We start from the raw sequence: 23,817 nt of genomic DNA on the forward strand, positions 1-23,817 counted from the left end.
AGAAGGTGATATTCTGATTAATAAAATAAATAATATTTACCAAGACGGTAGAATTAATTAGCAATCTTAATAATACGGTAGTAATAGGAGATAAAACGTGTCTGAGCTTTCACAACTTACACCACAGCCGCTTTGGGATATATTTGCACAAATTTGTGCAATTCCTCATCCATCTGGACATGAGGAAGCACTTGCTTCTTATATTATGCAATGGGCAGAGAGAAAAAAACTTAGTGTTGAACGCGATAAGGTCGGTAATATTCTTATTCGCAAACCGGCAACTGTCGGCTTGGAAAATCTCCTGCCGGTTGTTCTTCAAGCCCATTTGGATATGGTGCCACAAAAAAACAGTGATATTCAGCACGATTTTACGCAGGATCCTATCCGTCCCTACGTAGATAATGAGTGGGTAAAAGCGCAAGGTACCACATTAGGTGCAGATAATGGTATCGGTATGGCTTCCGCTTTAGCCGTACTGGATGATGAGAATGTCAAACATGGCCCGCTAGAAGTTTTACTCACCATGACAGAAGAAACCGGTATGGTTGGGGCGTTTGGCATACAGCCAAATTGGTTACAAGCGGATATTCTGATCAATACCGATTCGGAACAAGAAGGCGAGATCTACATGGGTTGCGCCGGCGGCGTTGATTTTACTACCACCTTTACATTGGCAAGAGAAGCTATTCCTGCTAATCATAAAGTATACAAAATAACACTAAAAGGGTTAACTGGTGGTCATTCGGGTGGTGATATTCATTTAGGATTAGCGAATGCCAATAAACTATTGGCACGTTTTCTCGCAGCCCATGCGAGTGAATTACAATTAAAGCTCATTCATATTCAAGGTGGTAGTTTACGTAATGCGATCCCACGTGAGAGTGAAGCGATTGTTGCAGTGCCAATATCAGTAGCGGCTAATTTAGAAACCAGCAAAAATCACTATCTAGCACTACTAAAATCAGAATTTGCCGCAATTGAAAAAAACTTAATTATTACCCTTGCTGAGACAACAACAGAATTATTAGCACTATCCGTGGATTGCCAATCTCGTTTATTACACTTTCTCAATGCTGCGCCTAATGGGGTTATTCGGATGAGCGACGAAATAAAAGATGTTGTTGAAACCTCACTCAATACTGGCGTTGTTGATATGGATGAAAAAAAGGCCGAAATTACTTTTTTAATTCGCTCATTAATCGAAACGGGCAAAGATTATGTCGTTAATATGCTGACATCATTATCGATGCTTGCCGGGGCAGAATTTAAACATAAAGGCAGCTATCCTGGCTGGAAACCCGATCCGCAATCGCCCGTCATGGCACTTGTTAGCAACACCTATCAGCAACTATTTGGTAAAGCTCCAAAGATCATGGTGATCCATGCTGGTTTAGAATGTGGGCTATTTAAAAAACCTTACCCGCAAATGGATATGGTCTCCATTGGGCCAACGATATATGGTGCCCATTCACCCGACGAACGCGCCAATATTAAAAGTGTCGCTAAATATTGGCAGTTGTTAACATCCGTACTCAAATCAATACCTGAGAAAAGTTAGCACTCATTGCAGGCTAAACTTAGCCTGCTTTTCACCAATTCAGTATTAACTGCTTTTCTAATTGTGGATTTTGTAAAGTGACATGCAGTCCAACTAATCTAACTCCACGATCCGCTCGCCTTTGTTGCCAAATCTGTTGCGCTATTTGAATAAGATCAGCTTTACTTAAAATTGGATAACTATGCTCTTGAGTCGTTAATTGAAAATCAGCAAATTTCATCTTAACCCCTTGACTGGCAATGCTAAGCTCCGGTTTAATTTTTGCTAATCGGCTCTCAAGCTCTGGGTAGAGTCGTTCAATAATTTTCATACAGTCATCCCATTGATAAATATCTTTAGCAACCGTCCGCTCTACCCCAATTGATTTGCGTAAACGCTCACTATTAATCCTACGCTGATCTACGCCATGGCTAAGATCCCATAAAACTTGACCAAACTTACCTAATTCTTTCACTAATCTAATTAAATCAAATTGTTGTATATCGCCGCAGGTTTCCAACCCCATTTTTTGTAACCGTTGTGCAGTAACTTTACCCACCCCAGGAATTTTTCTTAATGGTAATGGATAAATAAAATTGGCCACTTGCTCAGGCGTAATAACATATTGGCCATTGGGTTTATTCATATCAGAAGCAATTTTAGCGAGAAATTTGACTGGTGCGATACCGGCTGATGCGGTAAGCGATAATTCATTAAAAATTCGCTGTCTAATTGCATTAGCTATTAATGTTGCGGAACCGTGATAATGGGGACTATTGGTCACATCAAGATAAGCTTCATCTAAAGAAATAGGCTCAACTAAGTGGGTAAAATCGAGCAGAATTTGCCGTATCTGCCATGATATTTTTTTATATAAGGACATGCGGCCAGGAATGATTTTCAATTGTGGGCAATGTTTAAGTGCTAAAGCTGTAGACATCGCACTATGCACGCCATAACGTCGAGCTAAATAATTGGCTGTACTAACTACCCCACGACGATCGGCTCTACCTCCAATCGCTAGCGGAATAGTGCGCAAAGAAGGATTGTCACGCATTTCTATGGCTGCATAAAAGCAATCCATATCAATATGGATAATTTTGCGCACCACTTCCTGCTCCTGACAATGCTGTTTAAATAAACAGTATAGTAAGAATTTTATTAAGCGTAAATAAAAAACTCAATCACAATAACAGCTCAATCCAATAATAGGATTTTGGCCATAAAATACTTGATTAAAATAGCGTATTACTTTTTTTAGATTTAATAATTTTTCTTGTTAGAAAGAAAGATAACCGGTTTGAGATAATTGATAAGGATTGCCAGCTGCATATTTTAATATACCATTTTTAGTATTAATACTTATTGTTAATAAAGTTTGCCAACGCTCTGTATCCGGTTGCGAACTGTTAGGCAGAAAACAAATTGGTGATTGCTCCCCTTCGGGACCACACATTGTAGCCGCGCGCGCCATAGTGCTTTTATTTTTCATATCACTAGATACGCTTTTTAGATGTTGATAACGTTTATAAGTCGTATCATCAGTAGTACCTTCCCCCGAAACCAATTCAGACGCTAGAAAATGATTAGTATGAAGTAACCAATTATTTTGTTGTGGGTAAACAATCGCTGACCGAAATGGACTTAACTCAATACTTACGGCTCGGCATCGTGCTGCCTGATGGCAAAATACACTTAATACTGACGACGCACTTACTTGCGCAGAACATGCTAAAGCGATAGCCTCTTCTACGGTTGTTGCTTCTTCTAATATTCGGCGAGCTACTGCATGTACAGGCACACCACCAGAATCATTGTCACTTGTATGATGTAAGATATTAAAATGTAAACCTAATCCAGCACTGTTAACACCAATTTTAGCTAACATACCAAATTCAGTAAAAAGCTTAAATTGCATCCCTTTTCTATTCTGTAATTGAATCATCAACCCATTAGGCGCTAAAACATCATGCCAATCCCAAGTTTGCATGGTTTGCGGCATATTAATATCAGGAGCTGTATAAATTGCGGTAGAGCATTCACTAGCATAGGATGTTGACTTTGTTGATAAAATTTCAGTGCGTGCATTTAAACTTGCTAGATACCAAATCGGAAGATTAGCTCCCATAGCTGTTGCTTCAATTTCACTTACCAAATCCGGACACCAATATTCCAGGGCAGCCAAACTATTTTCTCCAATTCTTTTCACCTGATCGCCAGTTATACCAATACGAGAAAAAAAATCCAAATAAAGCATTACCGTCTGTTTTATTTGCGGCGCCCAATATTCACCAATCTGTTTTCCTCGACAAAAAGGATCCTTTACCACGTTATTAAACGTATAAACTTTCATGATTAATAGCCTTTTTAATTAAAAAATAATTTAAATAATAGTAGTTAATATTATTCCTTAATTTAAAAAATTTAATAATACTATTTTACTATTATCTATAAACCAATAAGTCGATTTGAAATATTATAATTATAATATCCTATTTTATATTAAGCGATAGCTATTTTCATTATTAATAAAATAAAATAAATTTAAATTAAAAATGACAGAATATAGAAAGAAAAAAATTTTGTAATTTATTATTCAAACTTTATTAAAGAATAATTTCTAATTATAATTTTTAATTATTTTTACAAACAAGAAGGATAAAAAATTCCCATCAATATAACATATAAAAAATTAAGGTATTCTCATATAATATGACGATAAAATAAATTTATTTTATGATGATATTATAACTAATTTTATCTAATAGATAATAAACTCTATTACACCAACTTATCATTAAAAAGATAAAATAATTTAAAATAATATATACTATTCTAACTGACAATAGAAAAAATTATTTAGCCAGAAAATAAATTTCGATATTATAATTAAAAAAATAAATAATTTTATAAACAACATAAAGCTAAGTTATATTTTTATATTTACGATAAAAAATAATAAAAATCTGCTATATTAATTTATATTTAATCGGTAGCTTTTAATAATAAAATTAATTGATAATATTTTTCATACACACAACTTATGGAGAAGATAATGCATAAAAGTATCACCGCCGTACTACTTTTGCTCTGTTCAGTGACTGCCTTAGCAAATTTACCGAAAATTGTTGCCCATCGTGGAGGAACTGCCGATGCGCCAGAAAATACCATTTATGCTATCGATCAGGCATTGAAAAATGGCGCAGATAAAATATGGATCACCGTGCAACTTTCCAGTGATAAAGTGCCCATATTATATCGCCCATCTGATTTAAATACATTAACCAATAAAAGCGGCCCGGTTTCCTCTTACCGTGCACAGCAACTTATGAAAGCGGATGCTGGATACCGTTTTGGTTCCCGTCATAACCATCTTTATTGCAATAAAGGTATTGTCATTCCTACATTAAAACAAGTACTGCAACAGTTTCGGGCGACCGATTTCTATATCGATCTGAAATCTCCCGATGCCGATCCTTACGAACAAGCACAAGCGATTGAAAAAGTATTAAAAGAAGAAAAAGCTTTTCGGCGTACTCGCTTTTATTCTACCAACGAAGCTTTCTTAAATGCTTTATCTGATCATATCCAACGTTTTGAAAGTCGTGATGAAACCCGTGATATTCTGGCAAATATTACTATGAATCATCATTGTTTGATTGATAAAAGAATTAATACTCAGCGCTGGTATGGACTGGAACTACGGCGTAAAGTAGAAGTTGTCGAAAAATATACTCTTGGAGAAGCGCGTTCATCATCCGATTTAGTTTGGGATCATGAAGCAATGAAATGTTTTCGTGCTAGCGGCGGAGCACATATCGTTTTATTTGGCATAAAAGATGAAGCTGACTATCAACTAGCTAAAGAACTAGGCGCAGACGAAGTTATGGTCGATTCGCCTAAATATTTTAAAAATATAAAATAATCATAATATTAATAACCTCGTTATTACTATTAATAACGAGATTTTTTATTAAATAATACGGTTGTTCATCTGTTGTTGCTTTTGACAATTTTCCCTGGCCATACGCTTCTTACGAAGATCACATGGCTGCGGGCAATCACAAACTTTTTCAATGCCTATACTACTTAACCCACCACAACTTCCTTGAATTTCCTTGCGTTTAAAAATATATCCAAGAGACATAGCAATAAAAGCAAGTATGAAAAAAGCTAAAGTAGCAATAAATACTGTTAACATAATGTGACTCCGTTACATCCTTTTTACCAAATAAGGTTTAAATGCCGAACTATAACGCTCTTCAAAACCTTTATTCGTTGTAACGACCATAAAAACTGGTAAATTCAAACGTTCAGCTAGTTCCATTCCTTTTTCTGCCCCTAGCACATTTAGGCCAGTAGATAAACCATCTGCCATCATGCAAGTTGGGGCGATAACAGTAATAGAAATTAAATTATGAATAATCGGTCTACCGGTCTTCGGATCAATAGTATGTGAATAATAGACACCATCTTGTTCAAAATAATTACGATAGTCTCCAGAGGTAGCAACTGACATATTGCCAGGCTCAATAATTTCTTGTACCGACTGTTCTAGCCCTTTGTCCGAAGGTTTTTCAATCGCAATACGCCACGCTACACCTTTGCCATTATGGCCTTTTGTCCGGACTTCGCCACCAATATCGACCATATAATTATGAATATTTTGTGACTCTAAATATTCTGCTATAACATCAACGCCGTACCCTTTAGCAATAGCTGAAAGATCTATATAGAGTTGAGGTATTTTTTTTATCAGACTATTACCATCAATTGCCAGTTTATCAATACCAATCCATTGTCGACGCAACTCCAGTGTCTCTTCCGGCGGTGATTTAGTTATTCTGCCTTCTGGGCCAAATCCCCATAAATTAACTAATGGCCCAATAGTAATATCGAGTGCGCCATGGGTTAATCTATTAATATGAATTGCTTCTTTAACCACTGTCATCATGGCTAGTGAGACAGGAAATGGTGTATTTACGTGTTGAAATTGATTAAATTGGCTTAATTCAGAGTTAGGGCGATAAGTTGACATCTGATTGTTAACTTCTTCTAAACGGCTATCAATATCGTCACGCAATGTTTCCCAAAAAGGATGAGACGATTGATTAACATACTTAACAACATAGTAAGTTCCCATCGTTTGTCCTTGAATACTCTTTTGCTCTGTCTCAAAGCACCCACAAAGCATAAAAATAGTAGATAAGGTAATGGTCCAATTGAATAATTTATTTTTCAGCATAAAATTTTTTAGAGTATTAAGTCCATATTAACTCAATGATTATACATGAGTTAAAAGACAGGAAAGAATTAACCACCGAAATCATCTAATAAAATATTTTCATCTTCAACGCCTAAATCTTTAAGCATCTTAATAACTGCGGCATTCATCACAGGAGGACCACACATATAAAACTCACAATCCTCTGGCGCTGGGTGATCTTTCAAATAGTTTTCATATAAAACGTTATGAATAAAGCCTGTATACCCTTGCCAATTATCTTCTGGCATTGCATCTGATAGCGCAACATGCCAGGTAAAATTTTTATTTTCAACCGCCAATTGATCAAAATCTTCAACATAAAACATTTCACGTTTTGAACGGGCCCCATACCAAAAACTGATTTTCCGTTTAGAATTTAAGCGCTTTAATTGATCAAAAATATGTGAGCGCATTGGTGCCATACCCGCCCCGCCACCAATAAAAATCATTTCCGCATTGGTATCTTTAGCAAAAAATTCACCAAATGGCCCAGAAATAGTAACTTTATCACCTGGTTTTAATGACCAAATGTAAGAGGACATGATCCCTGGAGGTAAATCTGCGGCTTTTGGCGGTGGTGTTGCTATCCTGACGTTTAACATGATAATTCCATGTTCTTCTGGATAATTTGCCATTGAATAAGCTCTTACTGTCTGCTCTTTTGCTTCAGAGACATAACGAAATAGATTAAATTTATCCCAATCTTCACGATACTCATCAGGCACATCAAAATCAGCATAAGAAACTTTATGTGGCGGACATTCGATCTGAATATAGCCACCTGCCCGAAAAGGGACAACTTCTCCTGCGGGAATTTTTAATTTTAGTTCTTTAATGAAAGTGGCTTTATTCTCATTCGAAATAACTTCACATTCCCATTTTTTTACCCCAAAAATCTCTTCAGGTAATTCAATTTTCAGATCCTGTTTTACATTAACCTGACAAGCCAAACGACATCCTGCTCTGGCTTCGCGTTTATTAATATGGGCCAGTTCAGTAGGCAGGATATCACCGCCACCCTGCTTGATTGTCACCCGACATTGGCCACAAGAACCTCCGCCGCCACAGGCAGATGAAACAAAAATACCCTGATTGGACAACATATTTAATAGCTTATCGCCTGCTGGAGCAGCAAAACTCTTTTTAGGGTCACCATTAACTTCAATTTTTACATCCCCTGTGTTTACTAATCTAGATTTGGCAAATAAAATCATTGCCGTTAGAATCAACACAATTAGGGTAAACATTACGACACCAAGAATAATAATATCCATGAATTATTTTCACCCTTATAACTGTACACCGGAAAAAGACATAAAACCCAATGCCATCAAACCAGTAGTGACAAAGGTGATCCCTAAACCTTTTAAACCCGATGGGATATCAGCATATTTCATTTTTTCACGAATAGATGCCAATAAAACAATGGCTAGCATCCATCCCAATCCTGAACCAAATCCATAAACAATAGATTCACTAAAATTATATTCACGCTGGGCCATAAACGAGACACCACCAAAAATCGCACAATTAACGGTGATCAATGGTAGAAAAATACCTAATGCGTTATAAAGGGCGGGAAAATAACGATTCAAAATCATTTCAAGAATTTGTACTAATGCGGCAATGACACCAATAAAAGTTATGAAATTTAAAAAACTTAAATCAACTCCCTCGATCAGGGCACCATCACGTAAAATGAAATTATAAACTAAATTATTTGCGGGTACGGAAATACCCAGAACAACAGTAACTGCAATACCTAACCCAAAAGCAGTTTTGACATTTTTAGAAACAGCCAAAAATGTACACATACCCAGAAAAAAGGCAAGAGCCATGTTTTCAATAAACACAGCTCGAACAAACAAGCTGATATAATGTTCCATTGCGTCTGTTACTCCTTTTCAACCTGTGAAGGTTTTAATGTGCGCAGTCCCCAAATCAACATACCAATGATGAAAAACGCACTTGGTGCAAGCAGGAACAAGCCATTTGGCTGATACCAACCACCATTCTGAACCGATTGCAGAATAGTAATACCGAATAGTTTACCTGAACCAAATAGTTCTCTTAGGAAACCAACTAAAATTAAAATAGCGCCATATCCCAAACCATTACCTATACCATCCATGAAACTTTCAATTGGTGGCGATTTCATTGCATAAGCTTCCGCTCGTCCCATAACGATACAATTAGTAATAATTAAACCGACAAATACGGAAAGTTGCTTAGAGACTTCATAAGCGTAAGCGCGCAGGATTTGATCAACAACAATAACCAAAGAAGCAATAATTGTCATTTGAGCAATAATTCGCACACTACTAGGAATATAATGACGAATCAATGAGATAAAAAAGCTAGAAAAACCAGTCACTAAGGTCACAGCAATAGCCATTACAAGAGCAGTTTCTAATTTTGTCGTTACCGCTAAAGCCGAACAAACGCCTAAAACTTGCAATGCAATAGGATTATTATCCAATAAAGGTCCAATCAGCACGCGTTTAATCTCTTTACTATCAGCCATGATTTAACTCTCCTTTGCGTACTTTATCCAGAAACGGACCAAAACCATTATTACCCAACCAGAAATCAAACATTTTCTGAATACCGTTTGATGTTAGTGTTGCTCCTGATAGGCCATCGATACTAGAGGGATCATCTATTGCGCCACCACGCACAATTTTTATCGCAGGTTCCCCTTGTTGATTGTAGAGTTTTTTACCAATCCATTGGGCGCGCCATTGTGGATTATCCACTTCTCCACCTAAACCTGGCGTTTCACCATGAGAATAATAAGTTATACCACGTGATGTGATTCCATCTATATCAACAGCGATAAAAGCATACATTACTGACCATAAACCAGAACCATAAACCGGTAAAACAAGTGCCATGGTTTTCCCATGATCATCATTGACTAAATAAATTTCTGCCAGGTTGGCTCTATAACGAATCTTAGCTACATCTTGTTCTGGTGATAATACAATTCGTGTGTCATCATTACGCAGTTGACTATTAAGATCGAAGTTGCCATTACTATTTGATATTTCAGCTGTTTTGAAGTCCAAAATTTTAGCGCTAATACGAGCATTATAAAGAGATTGTATCTCTTTAGCTGACATTTTTGGCTTGAGTAAACCAGCTATATCAAGAATATTACGTTGCTTATCTAATAATTTTTGTGCTTGCTGTCTAGATTTCAAACCGACCGCTGCACCAGATACAACTATTGAACAAACTAAACACAGAATAAATACCACAAGAAATGTTCTGCCGACGCTATCTTTGGGATTTTTTATTTTATCGTTAGCCACGGGCTTTTCTCCGTTTAATATTTGCCTGAACTACCAGATAATCAAACAGAGGCGCAAATAAGTTGGCAAACAAAATCGCCAACATCATTCCTTCCGGATAAGCAGGATTAATGACTCTGATGAGAACACACATCACACCAATCAGCATGCCATATGCCCATTTACCTTCATTAGTAAAAGAGGCCGAAACAGGATCTGTCGCCATAAACATCATGCCAAAAGCAAAACCGCCTAGCACTAAATGCCAGTACCAAGGCATCGCAAATAATGGATTAGTCGATGATCCAATCGCATTAAATAGATAAGACATTGCCATCATACCTATCATCACACCGGCAACGATACGCCACGAAGCTATTCGGCAAAATAAAATCAACGCCCCACCGATTAAGATCATTAAAGTTGAAACTTCACCAATCGAGCCTGGAATATTGCCCAAAAAAGCATCCATCCAAGTCACAGGCTGATGGGTCAAATTATTTATTAGTGCATGATCTCCACCCCTCGCCCATTGTGACAACGGCGTAGCACCAGAGAAACCATCTGTTGCAGTCCAAACTAAATCACCTGAAATTTGAGCTGGATAAGCAAAAAATAGAAATGCACGCCCAGCTAATGCTGGATTTATAAAATTACGTCCAGTACCACCAAAAATTTCTTTCGCCACAACAATACCAAACGTAATACCTAATGCTGCCTGCCAAAGCGGTATAGTAGGCGGTACAATAAGGGCAAACAAAATAGAAGAGACAAAGAAGCCTTCATTGATTTCATGACCACGAATCAATGAAAATAATACTTCCCAAAAACCACCAACTAAAAAAACTACTATATAGATAGGTAAAAAATATACCGCACCAAGCAACATTTTACTTGCCCAGCCAGCCTCTGGTGTTAATGAAGCGCCCAAAAACTGAGCGATGCTATAATGCCAATCGGACACCAGGATCTTCTGCAATTCAGCTTCACTATTTAATTGATAAAGAGCTGGAATCGCTTGTGCGCCGACATTATACATTCCCCAAAACATGGCTGGAAAAACGGACAACCAGACTAGAATCATCATTCGCTTTAGATCAATACTATCACGAACATGCGATCGCCCGTGTGTGATTGTTCCCGGAGTATAAAAAATAGTCGCCACTGCTTCATAGAGCACATAGTATTTTTCTAGTTTTCCACCGGGTTCAAAATGACGTTCATACTTTTCAAATAAATTCTTTAAGCCCATGTAGTTAACCTTCTTGCTCAATTCTGGCCAATACCTTACGTAGTACAGGACCATACTCATATTTGGCTGGGCAAACATAGGTGCACAGCTCCAAATCTTCCTCATCCAGTTCAAGACAACCAAGTTGCTGAGAGCTGGCTAAATCACCAACAAGCAGATCGCGTAACAAATGGGTGATCATAATATCAAGCGGCATAATGCGTTCATAATTACCAATTGGAACTATAGAACGTTCACTACCATTAGTCGTGGTAGTGAAATTAAACTGTTTATTTTTCAGAAAGTGGCCAAGTGTGGTGCGGGTAATAGTAAACTTATCTATTCCAGGCGCAATCCAGCCAAATAACTCTTTTTCACGTCCTTCACGTAATACCGAAACTTGATTATGGAATCTGCCCAAATAACCTCGTGTATCATCACATTTATTACCCCATAAAATTGACCCTGAGATAATTCTATTTTCTCCTATTTTTAGTTCACCTTCCGTTAATTCGTACAGATCAGCGCCTAAACAAGTCCGAACTAAACGTGGCTTTTTAACTTGAGGTCCTGCCAGTGAGATTACGCGATCCGAATAAAGATGGCCGGTCGTAAAAAGTTTACCAATCGCAATCACGTCTTGATAATTTAAATGCCAGACAGTTTTCTCGGCACTAACCGGCTCTAGAAAATGGATATGGGTGCCGACTAACCCCGCAGGATGTGGGCCAATAAACTGCTTATAAATAATTTGTTCATTACCAGTAAACTTGACTAAGTTACCGTCTCCATGGCAAACATAAATTTTTCCTTCAGTTAATTTAGTCAATACTTTCAAACCATCATTGAATGCCATTTGCTCTTCGGCAATAATCAACAACGGATCCGCCGCCAGTGGACGCGTATCCATCGCCGTAACAAAAATTGCTTTTGGGCTGCTACCTGGTACTGGAGTATGGCTAAAAGGACGCGTTCGCATTGCTGTCCACAAACCTGACTGAAGTAAATTAGCTTCTACTTGTTGATACGTTAATGTATCAAGTTGATTATTATCATAACGATTAAATACAATTTGCTCATCGCCATGAATTTCAATAACAATAGATTGAAGTACTCGGCGTTCACCTCGATTGATTTTTATGATAGTGCCACAAGCCGGGCTGGTAAAAAATACGCCTGAATTTTTCTTATCTTCGAAAAGAATTTGCCCCTTTTTAACTTGCTCACCTTCCTTCACCAACATTGAAGGACGCATCCCTATATACTCTTCACCCAATACTGCAACATGATGAATGACAGGGCTATCCGCTATCACTTGAGCGGGCACTCCTGCAATCGGGAGGTTGAGTCCTTTTTTAATTTTAATCATAAGAATTGCACAAGTTTATCAGTTAAACCCTAAGCTAACGATTTCAAATGAAATCAGATAGCAACCAATAATTAAAAGGCTGTTGAATAATTGAAACAAGCCAGCTAATGAATCCCCACCAATTAATTACAATTTACCTATTATTTTAACGAAGACGATTTTATCAGTTCCCTGGCTTGCTGTCTGATACAACAAGTGATTTAGTTCAAGCAAATAAGAATAAATTTTTTATTATTTTAAGAACAATTCGCAAATAACGATCATTCAAATCATCTTTTTCGATGGATATTAGAATTTTTAGCGAAATAAGCCAAAAATGGCAGGAGACAAAATTATTAATTTTTAATATAAAAAACTACAATACAAATGTATGATTAATATTTATGTACTTTTTTTGTACAATAACTCACTTTTGTATGGAACTTATGAAACGCTCTTTTTTTATTAGCATAGGGATCTTTTCCCTTTTATTTTTTATCAGTAATAGCTACTCAGCGTCAAGGCTATATTATCCATTGGATATCCGTAATAACAGCAAAAAACACTTAAATAATTCACTATTTATTCAAATTTTTAAAGAAGAAAGAGTACTTGAACTCTATACTAAAAATGAAAAAGGGTTATTTTCCTTATTTAAAAGCTATCCAATCTGTAATTTTTCTGGTGGATTAGGGCCTAAAACAAGAGAAGGTGACTTAAAAAGTCCAGAAGGATTTTATCGCATTACACGCTCACAATTAAAACCCAATAGTAAATATTATCGCGCTTTTAATTTAGGTTTTCCTAATGAATATGACCGAGCTCATGGTTATACAGGTGCTTATTTAATGGTACATGGTGGCTGTAGGTCAATTGGCTGCTATGCTATGACTGATCGCTATATAAATGAAATCTATCGTTATGTGGAAAATGCCTTACAGAATGGCCAATATGAAATACAGGTCAATATTTATCCTTTTAAAATGACATCGGCCAATATGAATCGTCACCGGAATTCACGTTACTATATGTTTTGGCAGCAACTGCAACCCGCATATGAATATTTTACTAAAACAAATCAATTGCCGGTAATTAATATTGAACAAGGACAATATTTAGTAAACAAATTTCCTAATCGTCAATCATCGCCAGCTATAGTAGGTGAAAGATTACAGTATGCGCGTGCCCAAATGGAATAAAACAAAACTCCCCGGCTGGATTCGTTGCCAATACTCATTGCCAGTTAAAGGCTGGGTTGCAATCACTGATACGATATCAGTTGTTTGAGTATGTTGCTGAAAATCGATTTCAATATCGTTATCAAGCAACCTTGCCTTACCAAAAGGTGCTTTGCGTGTAAGCCAATGCAAATTAGTCGCGCAATAGGCCATCATGTATCGTCCATCGGAAATCAACATATTAAATACCCCCATTAGCTTTAATTGATCAGCCAGTTTGGCAATAAATCGATATACAGTTAACCAGTTAGCCGGTTTTTTAGGATATTTTTCTGAAAGTTGATTTAACATCCAACAAAATACCCACTCACTATCTGTCGCTCCAATTGGCCGATAATGCCCTACTGCTAATTTTTTATAACCTTTAAGTTGGCCGTTGTGAGCATAAGTCCAATTTTTTCCCCATAGTTCTCTGGTAAAAGGATGGGTGTTTTCTAATAAAACATCACCTCGATTTGCCTGGCGAATATGCGCAATAACTGCTTCTGACTTAATCGGATACTCTTGTACAAAGCGCGCAATTGGCGACTGATAACAAGGCTTAGGATCTTTAAATGTTCGGCATCCTCGACCTTCATAAAAAGTGATCCCCCAACCATCTTTATGTGGCCCTGTCTGGCCTCCTCGAGAGATAAGACCACTTAAACTAAAATTAATATCTGTCGGGACATTAGCATTCATACCGAGTAATTCACACATAATGCCTCCTTTATGCCAGAATGAAATTGCTAAATTCAAACATTATCATGTAAAATAAATGCCTTACCCATCCGGCAATATTGTATAGCAATACTATTTTACCATCTCTTTCTCTATTAACTGAATTAAGATATGGATCACTTTAATATGAATTTCTTGGATCCGATCGGCATAGCCAAAATGAGGTACACGGATCTCAATATCAGCGGTTCCTGCCATTTTTCCACCTTCTTTACCTGTCAGTATAATCACTTGCATTCCTTTCGCACGCGCAACCTCGATTGCCTTAATGATATTGCCAGAATTACCTGATGTGGAAAGCGCAAAGAGTATATCTCCTTCTTTACCCACAGCTTCTATATAGCGAGAAAAAACATAGTCATAGCCAAAGTCATTACCAACGCAGGAGAGATGACTAACATCGGAAATCGCAATGGCAGGATAACCTGGCCGATTTTCCCGATAACGTCCAGTTAATTCTTCGGCAAAATGCATGGCATCACAATGCGAACCACCATTGCCACAAGATATTACTTTTCCTCCCGCTTTAAAGGCATTTGCCAACATAATCGCGGCTTGCTCAATCGCTTCGATATTTTCTTTGTTATTAAGAAAATTCTTCAATGTAACCGCCGCTTCTTCTAATTCAGCACAAATAAGCTCCTGATACATCATTTTTACTCCTAATAAAATATTATTTTTTTCAACAATCCCAGTGTAACGGATTAAACTTTATGAAAGAAGTATCAAAGATACTTATCATAACTAAGTTAAGTTCAATAAATAATTTGTGAACTACATTGTAATTAACATGTAAAAATATTGATAAATAAAATTACATAGATTAAAGATAAGAAAAAACACAGATATGACCTCCGATGACTTAGTTTAATCATAATCAGGAGTACCATGATGGCTCTACTCACTTTTTTTCTATTTATTGGTTTATTCGGAATTCTTTGTTATCACAAAACGAATCTACTATTTAGTAGCCTACTTATACTTGCTTATTGTTTAGTTATGGCTAGTGCTGGTTTATGGTATTATTGGACGTTATTACTCGCAGCAGCGATATTATTCCCGCTGGTCTACTTGCCAGTTCGCCGCTCATTTATTTCTAGCAAAGCCTTACAAATTTTTCAGAAAATTATCCCCGCCATGTCAAAAACCGAGAAAGAAGCCATCGAGGCGGGCACAACTTGGTGGGAAGGCGACTTATTTCAAGGTACGCCTAACTGGGATAAATTACATAATTATCCAAAACCGCAATTAACAGCTGAAGAACAAGCCTTTCTAAATGGCCCAGTTGAAGAAGCATGCCGTATGGCTAATGACTTTCAAATTAGCCATGAACTAGCCGATCTACCCACTGAATTATGGCAACATTTAAAGCAACACCGTTTTTTCGCGATGATCATCAAAAAAGAGTATGGTGGACTGGAATTTTCTGCTTATGCTCAAGCGCTGGTATTACAAAAATTAGCTGGGGTTTCCGGTATATTAGCCATTACTGTTGGTTTACCTAACTCATTAGGCCCAGGAGAACTTTTACAACATTATGGCACAGATGAGCAAAAACAGCACTATCTCCCCAAACTAGCGCGCGGTGAAGAGATCCCCTGTTTTGCATTAACCAGTCCTGAAGCCGGTTCCGATGCTGGAGCTATTCCTGATAGCGGTGTTGTCTGTATGGGCGAATGGGAAAACCAACAGATATTAGGTATGCGTCTAAATTGGAATAAACGTTATATTACCTTAGCGCCGGTAGCTACAGTATTAGGGCTAGCCTTTAAACTTTATGATCCTGATCATTTATTGGGCGATATAGCCGATCTCGGCATTACGTGCGCTTTGATACCTACCAATATTGATGGGGTAGAAATTGGCCATCGCCATTTTCCTTTGAATATTCCTTTCCAAAATGGCCCTACACGCGGTAAAGATATTTTTGTGCCGATTGATTATATTATCGGTGGTGCCAAAATGGCCGGCCAAGGCTGGCGTATGTTAATGGAATGTCTTTCTATTGGTCGTGGTATTACGCTTCCATCTAACGCTACGGGTGGCTTAAAAAGTATTGCAATGGCAATCGGCGCATATGCCTATATCCGTCGGCAATTCAAACTACCTATTGGAAAAATGGAAGGTATTGAGGAGCCTTTAGCGCGTATCGCTGGTAATGCCTATTTAATGGATGCTGCTTCAACGTTAATTACTACAGCAATTGTATCAGGCGAAAAACCAGCCGTCCTCTCTGCGATTGTAAAATATCACTGTACTCATCGAGGCCAAAAAGCAATTATTGATGCAATGGATATTGCTGGCGGTAAAGGTATTTGTATGGGTCCGGCAAATTTCCTCGCTCGGTTTTATCAAGGGGCTCCTATTGCGATCACTGTTGAGGGCGCCAATATTTTAACACGAAGTATGATGATTTTTGGCCAAGGGGCTATTCGCTGTCATCCTTACCTTTTGCAGGAAATAGCTGCAACCCAAAATAACGATATTGTCACTTTTGATAAATTACTGTTTAGCCATTTGAGCCACACAATAAGTAACCTATTCCGCAGTTTCTACTTAGGCCTAACAAACGGCAGAACAAGCAAAGCACCAACAAAAGATAATACTCGCCGCTTCTATCAGCAATTGAATCGACAAAGTGCCAATCTTGCCTTACTGGCTGATATTTCTATGGCTGTATTAGGTGGCGGGTTAAAACGCCGTGAACGTATTTCTGCCCGTTTAGGCGATATTTTGAGTCACCTCTATTTAGCATCAGCAACATTAAAACGTTTTCAGGATGATGGCCGTCCAACAATGGATTTGCCTATTGTCGAATGGGTAATAAAAGATTGTTTGTTTCAATCAGAGAAAGCCATGCAAGCACTGCTACGTAACTTTCCGAATCGTCTAGTAGCTATGTTAATCCGTATTATCATTTTCCCATTGGGTTATCATTATTCCCCACCTAATGATCAACTTGATCATAAACTAGCAAAAATTATGATGACACCATCAGAAACACGTGATCGCATTGGTCGCGGTCAATATATGACACCCAGTGAGTCCAACCCTCATGGCATAATTAATGCCGCGTTATTAGATATTATTGCCGCTGAGCCAATCTTCGAACGCTTAGTTAGCCAAAATGCACACAAACCGCACTTTACCAATTTAGATAAACTTGCTGAGCAAGCACTTGCTGACGGTAAAATTACCCCACAAGAAGCTGACATTTTACGGAAAGCAGAAGCCAGCCGTTCAAGAACAATCAATGTTGATGAATTTGAATATGATGCCCTGGCTGTGGCTAGTGAAAAAACTGATAAACAGAAAAATAGTTCGCCGTTAAATAAAGAGCAAGCTGCTTAATCCTGGTGCTTACAGGGAGCTGTTAAGCTCCCTTATTACTAGTTATCAAACATGTTTCTAATGCCAACAACTCTGCCAATGTTTGACGCCGACGAATTAATTTTGGCTCACCATCTAAATACATTACTTCAGCAATTAGCGGGCGACTATTATAATTAGAAGACATAGAAGCACCATAAGCACCAGTATCATGAAAAACTAAATAATCGCCCACATGAATTTCAGGTAATAAACGAGGGACAACAGCGCCGTTATTTGCCTGTGTAAAAACATCACCAGATTCACATAAAGGACCAGCAACTAAGGTTTCACGTAAATTTTCATTAGTAAGATCTCGATTATCCGCTGCTAAGACAGAGATATGATGATAACAACCATACATAGCAGGACGCATAAGATCATTAAAACCACTATCAACTAGTACATAATGATTTTTGCCCATTTTTTTTATTGCCCTAACTTCAGCTAAAAGCACACCTGATTCTGCTACCAAATAACGACCAGGCTCAATTTCTAGTGTAATATGATGCCCCAAATGCGCTGAAATACGTTCACGAGCACTATTCCATAAGGCAAAATAATGGTTAATATCAATCCGCTCTTCAGCTAAATTGTATGGGATCGACAATCCGCCACCAGCAGAAATAGCTTGTATATCACAACCACTCAAGATGACCTGCTCTACCATGGCGTCACAGACTTTAGCCAGGTGACAATAATCAACCCCAGAACCAATATGCATATGTATCCCGACCAGCGTTAACTGATATTGATTAATTTTTTCAATAGCTAATGGCAGATCACTAAACCAGATACCGTGCTTACTATTTTCTCCACCCGTGTTGGTTTTTTGGTTATGTCCATGGCCAAACCCAGGATTGATACGTAACCAAATAGGATGATGCCGTTTGGCTTTTCCTAATTGAACCAGCATATCAATCGATCCGACATTAACCGGAATATCTAACTCTATTACACGCTCAAGAGTTTGCTTTTCAATCACATCCGCGGTGAACACAATTTCGGCTTGTTCACTTCCTGGACGAAAACCTGCGACTAACGCTCTTTCAATTTCGCCTAATGATACAGCATCAACTTTCACCCCCTGTTCACGCATCAAACGCAAAATATGAATATTGGAGCATGCTTTTTGCGCAAAACGGATCACATCAAATGCGGTTAACTGCATAATCGCCTGTATAATAACTTCACTATCATAGATCCAGATAGGGGTTTCGAATTGAGCAGGAAGTTTAATTAATTGTTCTGCTGTCAAATATCGACTCGTTGTGGTTGCAAACGTTGTCATTAATAACCTTAATTTATTTTTTCATTTTTTATTATTATTAATAGAAAAAATGAGGATTAAAAATATCTATTTAGCTATAGTTTATTCATATTGGATATAGATAACTGCAGCGAGTTATATAAATGAAAACTTTTTCCTGGCGTCATATAGAAATTTTTCGCGCGGTCATGACCACCAAAAACTTAACCGATGCAGCCCAATTACTTAGAACATCTCAGCCCACAGTCAGCCGTGAAATCAGTCGTCTAGAAAATCTGTTACGATTTAAATTATTTGATAGGGTCAAAGGGCGGCTATTGCCAACTGCTCAGGGGTTAAGGTTATTCGCAGAAGTCGAACGTTCTTATTATGGATTAGAAAGGATCTATAATATGGCGGAAAATATCAGACAATTTTGTGATAGTAAACTTTCAATTGCCTGTTTACCGGTATTTAGTCAGTCGCTATTACCTAAAGTCTGTAAACGGTTGCTGCTCAATTACCCTGAAGTTAACTTCACCATTACCTCTCAAGAGTCACCTATATTAGAGGAATGGCTTTCAGCGCAACATTACGATATCGGTTTGACAGAAAATCAACAGATACCCACCGGTACCTATGGCGATATTTTAATTAGCCTAAATGAAGTCGTTGTTTTACCTCGTATGCACCCACTAAGTAAAAAAAAATATTTAACGGCTAAAGACTTTAATAATGTTGCTTTTATTAGTCTCTCAATTACCGATAGTTATCGCCAAGCAATTGATACATTTTTTGCTGAACAACATATTAGCCGGCGAATGATTATGGAAGTACATAATGCTGCCTCTGTTTGTGCTATGGTCAGGGAAGGATTAGGTATTTCAATCGTCAATCCATTTACCGTTATTGATTTTCTACAACATGATCCTGATAGCCTTTGTATCAGACCTTTTATTAAACCAATTCCTTTCACTGTCAATTTAATTAAGCCAATACATCGCCCTTCTTCTGAACTTACTGAAAGATTTATTCAATGCCTAAAAATGACTATTAAAGAATTTGAAACACAGTTACTTAAAGCCTTTCATGATTGATTATTTTTAAACTGATCCATCAACCAATTTAAGTTTAAAAAATTGAATACTAATTCTTAATATTATTGAGTTATTTTTATAAATAAAATATTGATAATTAAAAATAATTAGATTATTTTTTGATTAATTAATAATATGCCATGCTAATTGTATAGGATCATCTCGTCAGTTAACTGTTTTATTGATTAATTGTCGATCCACAGTAATACTATTTTGTATATGGGCGAAATTTGCCAAGCAGCGACTAAAATACTCTTTGCTGGTGAAATTGTATTGTTACCCTGTTTGAATACGCATATATACAATAACTTACTGTCAAGCGTGTTATTTTTCTTTCGGTTTTTACCATTTGCTATGAGTGATTAAACATTCATTCAGTATTAAGGAAAACATTATGAAAGTTGGCTCCATCATCACTATGGCTGTGCTTTTTACTTTCAGCACATTAGTTCAAGCGACAAATTTAAAAATGTCAGTCTATAACCCCGGTGAAAAAAGTATTTTCCCCGTCTCTTCTGAAATTATTAGTGGCGAGCATGAAATAATTCTTATTGATGCCCAATTTCAAAAAAATGATGCGGAAGAATTAGTTAATGGTATAAAAAAACTAAATAAAAAACTAACAACAATTTATATTAGTCATTCTGATCCCGATTATTATTTTGGACTAGAGGTTATTACTAAAGCTTTTCCTAATGCAAAAGTATTAGCAACAGCCGAGACGGTTAAAGCGATAAAGGCGACAAAAGAGGGTAAACAGGCCTATTGGGGGCCTATATTGAAACAACAAGCACCTAACAAAATCATTATTCCTGAGGTGTTGCAAGGTAATACATTAACGGTTAATGGTGAAAAAATTAAAATTCAGGGACTAAAAAGTGCTGCACCTGATCGTACTTTTGTTTGGATCCCTAAACTTAAAGCTATTGTTGGCGGTGTTCTTGTCTCTGACAATATTCATGTCTGGACAGCTGACACTCAGAGCAAAGCATCTCGCCAACACTGGCTACAAGCGTTAGAAAGTATTAAACAACTTAAGCCAAAAGTCGTTATTCCGGGGCATTACCTTGAACCTTCGGCAAAAGATATTACCAGCGTTACTTTTACAGAAAACTATATAAAAAAACTAGAAAAAGTTTTAGCAAAAAGTAAAAATTCAACTGAAGTCATTGACATTATGCAGCAAGCTTACCCAAATTTAAAAGAGCCTGCTAGTCTCGAATTGAGCGCCAAAGTATTGAAGGGTGAAATGAAATGGCCACAATAATTTCGCGAGGAAAAAATGTCATCAATAACCTTACATTATATTTTTGATCCTTTCTGTGGTTGGTGTTATGGTGCGTCTCCATTGATAGAAATTGCAGCTAGTCAGCCAAATATTAAACTACAACTACATGGTGGTGGTATGCTGACAGGTTATAACCGAGTAAAGATTGACGATCAATGGCGTCAATTTTTGTTAGATACTGATAAGCAGATTGCCAGTATAACTGGACAAACATTTGGTGATAATTATCACCAAATGTTACAACAAAATAATGTAATACTAGATTCGTTACCACCGATAACAGCAATTATTACCGCTGATGAATTAGCAAATAAAGGTTTAACAATGTTAAAGGCCATCCAAACAGCGCATTATATTGATGGGCTTCAGGTCAGTGATGAGAACACTTTGTTGCAATTAGCACAACAGATTGGACTAGACAAACCGCTGTTTCAACAAACTTTTGCCATCAATAAAGATGAACCAACTAACAAACATATCCAATCTAGTCGTACCTTATTACATAAAGTTGCTCGTTCCGGTTTTCCGACCCTAATTGCTCAACATAATGAAAATCTGATGGTAATAAATTTAGATAGATATTTTTCTCAACCCCAACTATGGCAAAAATATCTACAAAATTTATCAGCAGCTTCTTTATCATAAAATTTATTTATGCCTTTCCATGGATTGAAAGGGGTAAACAGTTATTTAGTTAGTGTAAGAATAAATTTAAACTTATTAAAAAGACATCTCTAATAATTTAACGCAGCTGCTTATTATAAAGTTAAGCTGCGTTTTGAGATTATTTATTTACAATTATCAGTTAATTTAACCATTGCTGCTTTAGTAATATCACGATTAATAGAAGCAAATACAATCATACCTTTTGCATTTTCGTTATTTTTTAGCACTTTATTATGTAAGTTCTCATCAATGGTATCAACTTTGAATTCTCTTGAACCTAAAAAAGCCTTGAAACAATATTTAGACAGATCAAGCTCTTTTTCCGACAAATTAGCAACCATTACCTCGAATCTTTTTGTATAATAGGATTTCTTCGCTGTAGAAATACTACCGGCTTCTTTTTGAGAGGCAAATACCGTAACACCATTTGGCACAGTTGCCATAATTGAAAATGAACAACAGATAAGAAAAGATAATAGCAAACTTGCTTTTTTCATTTGAACTTTCCTCATATTTTATCTAGTGAGTTAAAAGTACATAAAATTAATAAAGTCTTTTTTCATTAATAATACCAGTCTAAGTGTAACAGAGTTACCCTATAGCCCCAAATATCAACATACTAACTTGTTAAAGAATATTTTTTATGAGCCAATCCTCTTTAAAATATTTAATCAACATGAGACTAATACCTGCACTGGCTAATGCGGGACCAAAAGCAATTTTATCTGGTTTATATCGTATTTTGACCCATAAAAAAACATAATTAAGTAAGCCTAGACAAGCAGATAATAACATTAGATAAGGTAAAATATATATGCCTAACCAAGCACCATAAGCCGCAACAAGTTTAATATCTCCTTGTGCTAATCCTCGACGTTTAATAGCCAATTTAAAAAAACCATAAATAAACCAAAATATTAAATAACCAATCAAGGCACCATAAATAGCTAGTAACAGTTGCTCACTAGATTGCATAGCATGAAAAAGTAATGCTAATACAAGTAAGGGATAGACTAATAAATCTGGTAAATAGCCTGTCTGATGATCAATAAAAGCCAGTAATACGCTAAACCAGACGAAAAAAAGTAAAATCATCATATGGCTAAGGTCGGTAAGTAACAAGAATATGATAGTGAAAGGAATAAAAAGAGTAATAAAAAGGAGACATCTACTGGGTGAGCCATTAAATCTATAATTAAATAGATGAAATGGTAAATAACTAATTAATAATTGGCTTAAAGGGAATAAAATAATTGTTATAATAAACGCTTGTATCAGTTGCCAATACGAAAAAGTGGTGAGCCACGTTGCCATCTTCAAATTCCTTTTTGAAAAATCCTCATTATTCTCTCAGCATCCATTTCCAACATGCATAAATAAAAAACAATGCTTAACAACAGTTCTACAATAGATATTAACAATAATCTGCTTGTAAGCGATTTTTTGCGAATTATTACGCAAAATAAAAAGGGAAAATCAATAGCTAGCGAGACAACTTGCTAGTTTATTTTCCCA

General features: G+C 36.8%; 22 protein-coding genes. 7 read left to right on the top strand and 15 right to left on the bottom strand.

The window, feature by feature from the left end; all coding sequences use genetic code 11:
- Positions 1 to 97 precede the first annotated feature (97 nt).
- Positions 98 to 1,558, top strand: a complete 1,461-nt coding sequence (locus LDL57_RS02510; RefSeq protein ID WP_180560494.1) for an aminoacyl-histidine dipeptidase — start codon at positions 98 to 100, stop codon at positions 1,556 to 1,558.
- A 31-nt stretch (positions 1,559 to 1,589) separates the two neighbouring features.
- Here the strand turns inward: LDL57_RS02510 and dinB are convergent, their stop codons facing one another.
- On the bottom strand, positions 1,590 to 2,645 hold the full coding sequence (dinB, locus tag LDL57_RS02515) for a DNA polymerase IV (RefSeq protein ID WP_225507448.1): 1,056 nt from the start codon (positions 2,643 to 2,645) through the stop codon (positions 1,590 to 1,592).
- A 171-nt stretch (positions 2,646 to 2,816) separates the two neighbouring features.
- Positions 2,817 to 3,890 carry a C45 family autoproteolytic acyltransferase/hydrolase gene (locus LDL57_RS02520; RefSeq protein WP_225506963.1) on the bottom strand — a complete coding sequence of 358 codons (1,074 nt, stop codon included), beginning with the start codon at positions 3,888 to 3,890 and terminating at the stop codon, positions 2,817 to 2,819.
- Between the two features lie 702 nt (positions 3,891 to 4,592).
- On the opposite strand from LDL57_RS02520, the gene LDL57_RS02525 reads away from it, so the two are divergent.
- Complete coding sequence (locus LDL57_RS02525) at positions 4,593 to 5,462, top strand: glycerophosphodiester phosphodiesterase family protein (protein WP_225506965.1); 870 nt, start codon at positions 4,593 to 4,595, stop codon at positions 5,460 to 5,462.
- Between the two features lie 48 nt (positions 5,463 to 5,510).
- On the opposite strand, the gene nqrM is transcribed toward LDL57_RS02525, so the two are convergent.
- From nqrM to LDL57_RS02565, 8 genes are all read right to left on the bottom strand, one after another.
- Entirely contained in the window at positions 5,511 to 5,738 is a 228-nt protein-coding gene (nqrM, locus tag LDL57_RS02530; protein WP_180560497.1) for a (Na+)-NQR maturation NqrM, read from the bottom strand.
- Positions 5,739 to 5,750: 12 nt separating this feature from the next.
- On the bottom strand, positions 5,751 to 6,782 hold the full coding sequence (locus tag LDL57_RS02535; protein ID WP_180560498.1) for an FAD:protein FMN transferase: 1,032 nt from the start codon (positions 6,780 to 6,782) through the stop codon (positions 5,751 to 5,753).
- Between the two features lie 68 nt (positions 6,783 to 6,850).
- The gene (gene nqrF, locus LDL57_RS02540) at positions 6,851 to 8,077 is read right to left on the bottom strand and encodes an NADH:ubiquinone reductase (Na(+)-transporting) subunit F (RefSeq protein ID WP_180560499.1); all 1,227 of its coding nucleotides are present in this window, start codon (positions 8,075 to 8,077) and stop codon (positions 6,851 to 6,853) included.
- Between the two features lie 15 nt (positions 8,078 to 8,092).
- On the bottom strand, positions 8,093 to 8,689 hold the full coding sequence (nqrE, locus tag LDL57_RS02545; RefSeq protein WP_180560500.1) for an NADH:ubiquinone reductase (Na(+)-transporting) subunit E: 597 nt from the start codon (positions 8,687 to 8,689) through the stop codon (positions 8,093 to 8,095).
- A gap of 8 nt (positions 8,690 to 8,697) precedes the next feature.
- Entirely contained in the window at positions 8,698 to 9,327 is a 630-nt protein-coding gene (locus tag LDL57_RS02550; RefSeq protein ID WP_180560501.1) for an NADH:ubiquinone reductase (Na(+)-transporting) subunit D, read from the bottom strand.
- On the bottom strand, positions 9,320 to 10,117 hold the full coding sequence (locus tag LDL57_RS02555; protein ID WP_180560502.1) for a Na(+)-translocating NADH-quinone reductase subunit C: 798 nt from the start codon (positions 10,115 to 10,117) through the stop codon (positions 9,320 to 9,322). Before LDL57_RS02555 ends, LDL57_RS02550 begins: the two co-directional genes overlap by 8 nt.
- Complete coding sequence (locus LDL57_RS02560) at positions 10,110 to 11,348, bottom strand: NADH:ubiquinone reductase (Na(+)-transporting) subunit B (RefSeq protein ID WP_225506967.1); 1,239 nt, start codon at positions 11,346 to 11,348, stop codon at positions 10,110 to 10,112. Before LDL57_RS02560 ends, LDL57_RS02555 begins: the two co-directional genes overlap by 8 nt.
- 4 nt (positions 11,349 to 11,352) lie before the next feature.
- The gene (locus LDL57_RS02565; RefSeq protein WP_225506969.1) at positions 11,353 to 12,696 is read right to left on the bottom strand and encodes a Na(+)-translocating NADH-quinone reductase subunit A; all 1,344 of its coding nucleotides are present in this window, start codon (positions 12,694 to 12,696) and stop codon (positions 11,353 to 11,355) included.
- A 425-nt stretch (positions 12,697 to 13,121) separates the two neighbouring features.
- Between LDL57_RS02565 and LDL57_RS02570 the strand changes: the two genes are divergently transcribed.
- The gene (locus LDL57_RS02570; protein WP_180560505.1) at positions 13,122 to 13,874 is read left to right on the top strand and encodes a L,D-transpeptidase family protein; all 753 of its coding nucleotides are present in this window, start codon (positions 13,122 to 13,124) and stop codon (positions 13,872 to 13,874) included.
- On the opposite strand, the gene LDL57_RS02575 is transcribed toward LDL57_RS02570, so the two are convergent.
- Entirely contained in the window at positions 13,845 to 14,612 is a 768-nt protein-coding gene (locus tag LDL57_RS02575; RefSeq protein WP_225506971.1) for a class II glutamine amidotransferase, read from the bottom strand. The two genes, LDL57_RS02570 and LDL57_RS02575, sit on opposite strands and share 30 nt — an antisense overlap.
- Before the next feature lie 93 nt (positions 14,613 to 14,705).
- The gene (gene lpcA, locus LDL57_RS02580) at positions 14,706 to 15,284 is read right to left on the bottom strand and encodes a D-sedoheptulose 7-phosphate isomerase (protein WP_180560668.1); all 579 of its coding nucleotides are present in this window, start codon (positions 15,282 to 15,284) and stop codon (positions 14,706 to 14,708) included.
- Between the two features lie 240 nt (positions 15,285 to 15,524).
- Between lpcA and fadE the strand changes: the two genes are divergently transcribed.
- Positions 15,525 to 17,984 carry an acyl-CoA dehydrogenase FadE gene (fadE, locus tag LDL57_RS02585; RefSeq protein WP_180560669.1) on the top strand — a complete coding sequence of 820 codons (2,460 nt, stop codon included), beginning with the start codon at positions 15,525 to 15,527 and terminating at the stop codon, positions 17,982 to 17,984.
- Positions 17,985 to 18,006: 22 nt separating this feature from the next.
- Here the strand turns inward: fadE and lysA are convergent, their stop codons facing one another.
- The gene (gene lysA / locus LDL57_RS02590; protein WP_225506973.1) at positions 18,007 to 19,293 is read right to left on the bottom strand and encodes a diaminopimelate decarboxylase; all 1,287 of its coding nucleotides are present in this window, start codon (positions 19,291 to 19,293) and stop codon (positions 18,007 to 18,009) included.
- Between the two features lie 122 nt (positions 19,294 to 19,415).
- Here lysA and LDL57_RS02595 point away from each other — a divergent pair, with 122 nt between their 5' ends.
- The 3 genes from LDL57_RS02595 (at position 19,416) to LDL57_RS02605 (ending at position 22,281) form a co-directional block, all read left to right on the top strand.
- Positions 19,416 to 20,348, top strand: coding sequence for a LysR family transcriptional regulator (locus tag LDL57_RS02595; RefSeq protein WP_225506975.1), 933 nt, complete (start codon positions 19,416 to 19,418; stop codon positions 20,346 to 20,348).
- A 394-nt stretch (positions 20,349 to 20,742) separates the two neighbouring features.
- Positions 20,743 to 21,615 carry an MBL fold metallo-hydrolase gene (locus tag LDL57_RS02600; RefSeq protein WP_180560508.1) on the top strand — a complete coding sequence of 291 codons (873 nt, stop codon included), beginning with the start codon at positions 20,743 to 20,745 and terminating at the stop codon, positions 21,613 to 21,615.
- Positions 21,616 to 21,630: 15 nt separating this feature from the next.
- Entirely contained in the window at positions 21,631 to 22,281 is a 651-nt protein-coding gene (locus LDL57_RS02605) for a DsbA family protein (RefSeq protein ID WP_180560509.1), read from the top strand.
- 143 nt (positions 22,282 to 22,424) lie between these two features.
- Here the strand turns inward: LDL57_RS02605 and LDL57_RS02610 are convergent, their stop codons facing one another.
- The gene (locus LDL57_RS02610; RefSeq protein ID WP_180560510.1) at positions 22,425 to 22,799 is read right to left on the bottom strand and encodes a DUF4354 family protein; all 375 of its coding nucleotides are present in this window, start codon (positions 22,797 to 22,799) and stop codon (positions 22,425 to 22,427) included.
- Positions 22,800 to 22,929: 130 nt separating this feature from the next.
- Positions 22,930 to 23,616, bottom strand: coding sequence for a prepilin peptidase (locus LDL57_RS02615; protein WP_180560511.1), 687 nt, complete (start codon positions 23,614 to 23,616; stop codon positions 22,930 to 22,932).
- Positions 23,617 to 23,817: the final 201 nt, after the last annotated feature.

Origin of the sequence: Arsenophonus apicola (genome assembly GCF_020268605.1) — a bacterium.
GTDB lineage: Bacteria > Pseudomonadota > Gammaproteobacteria > Enterobacterales > Enterobacteriaceae > Arsenophonus > Arsenophonus apicola.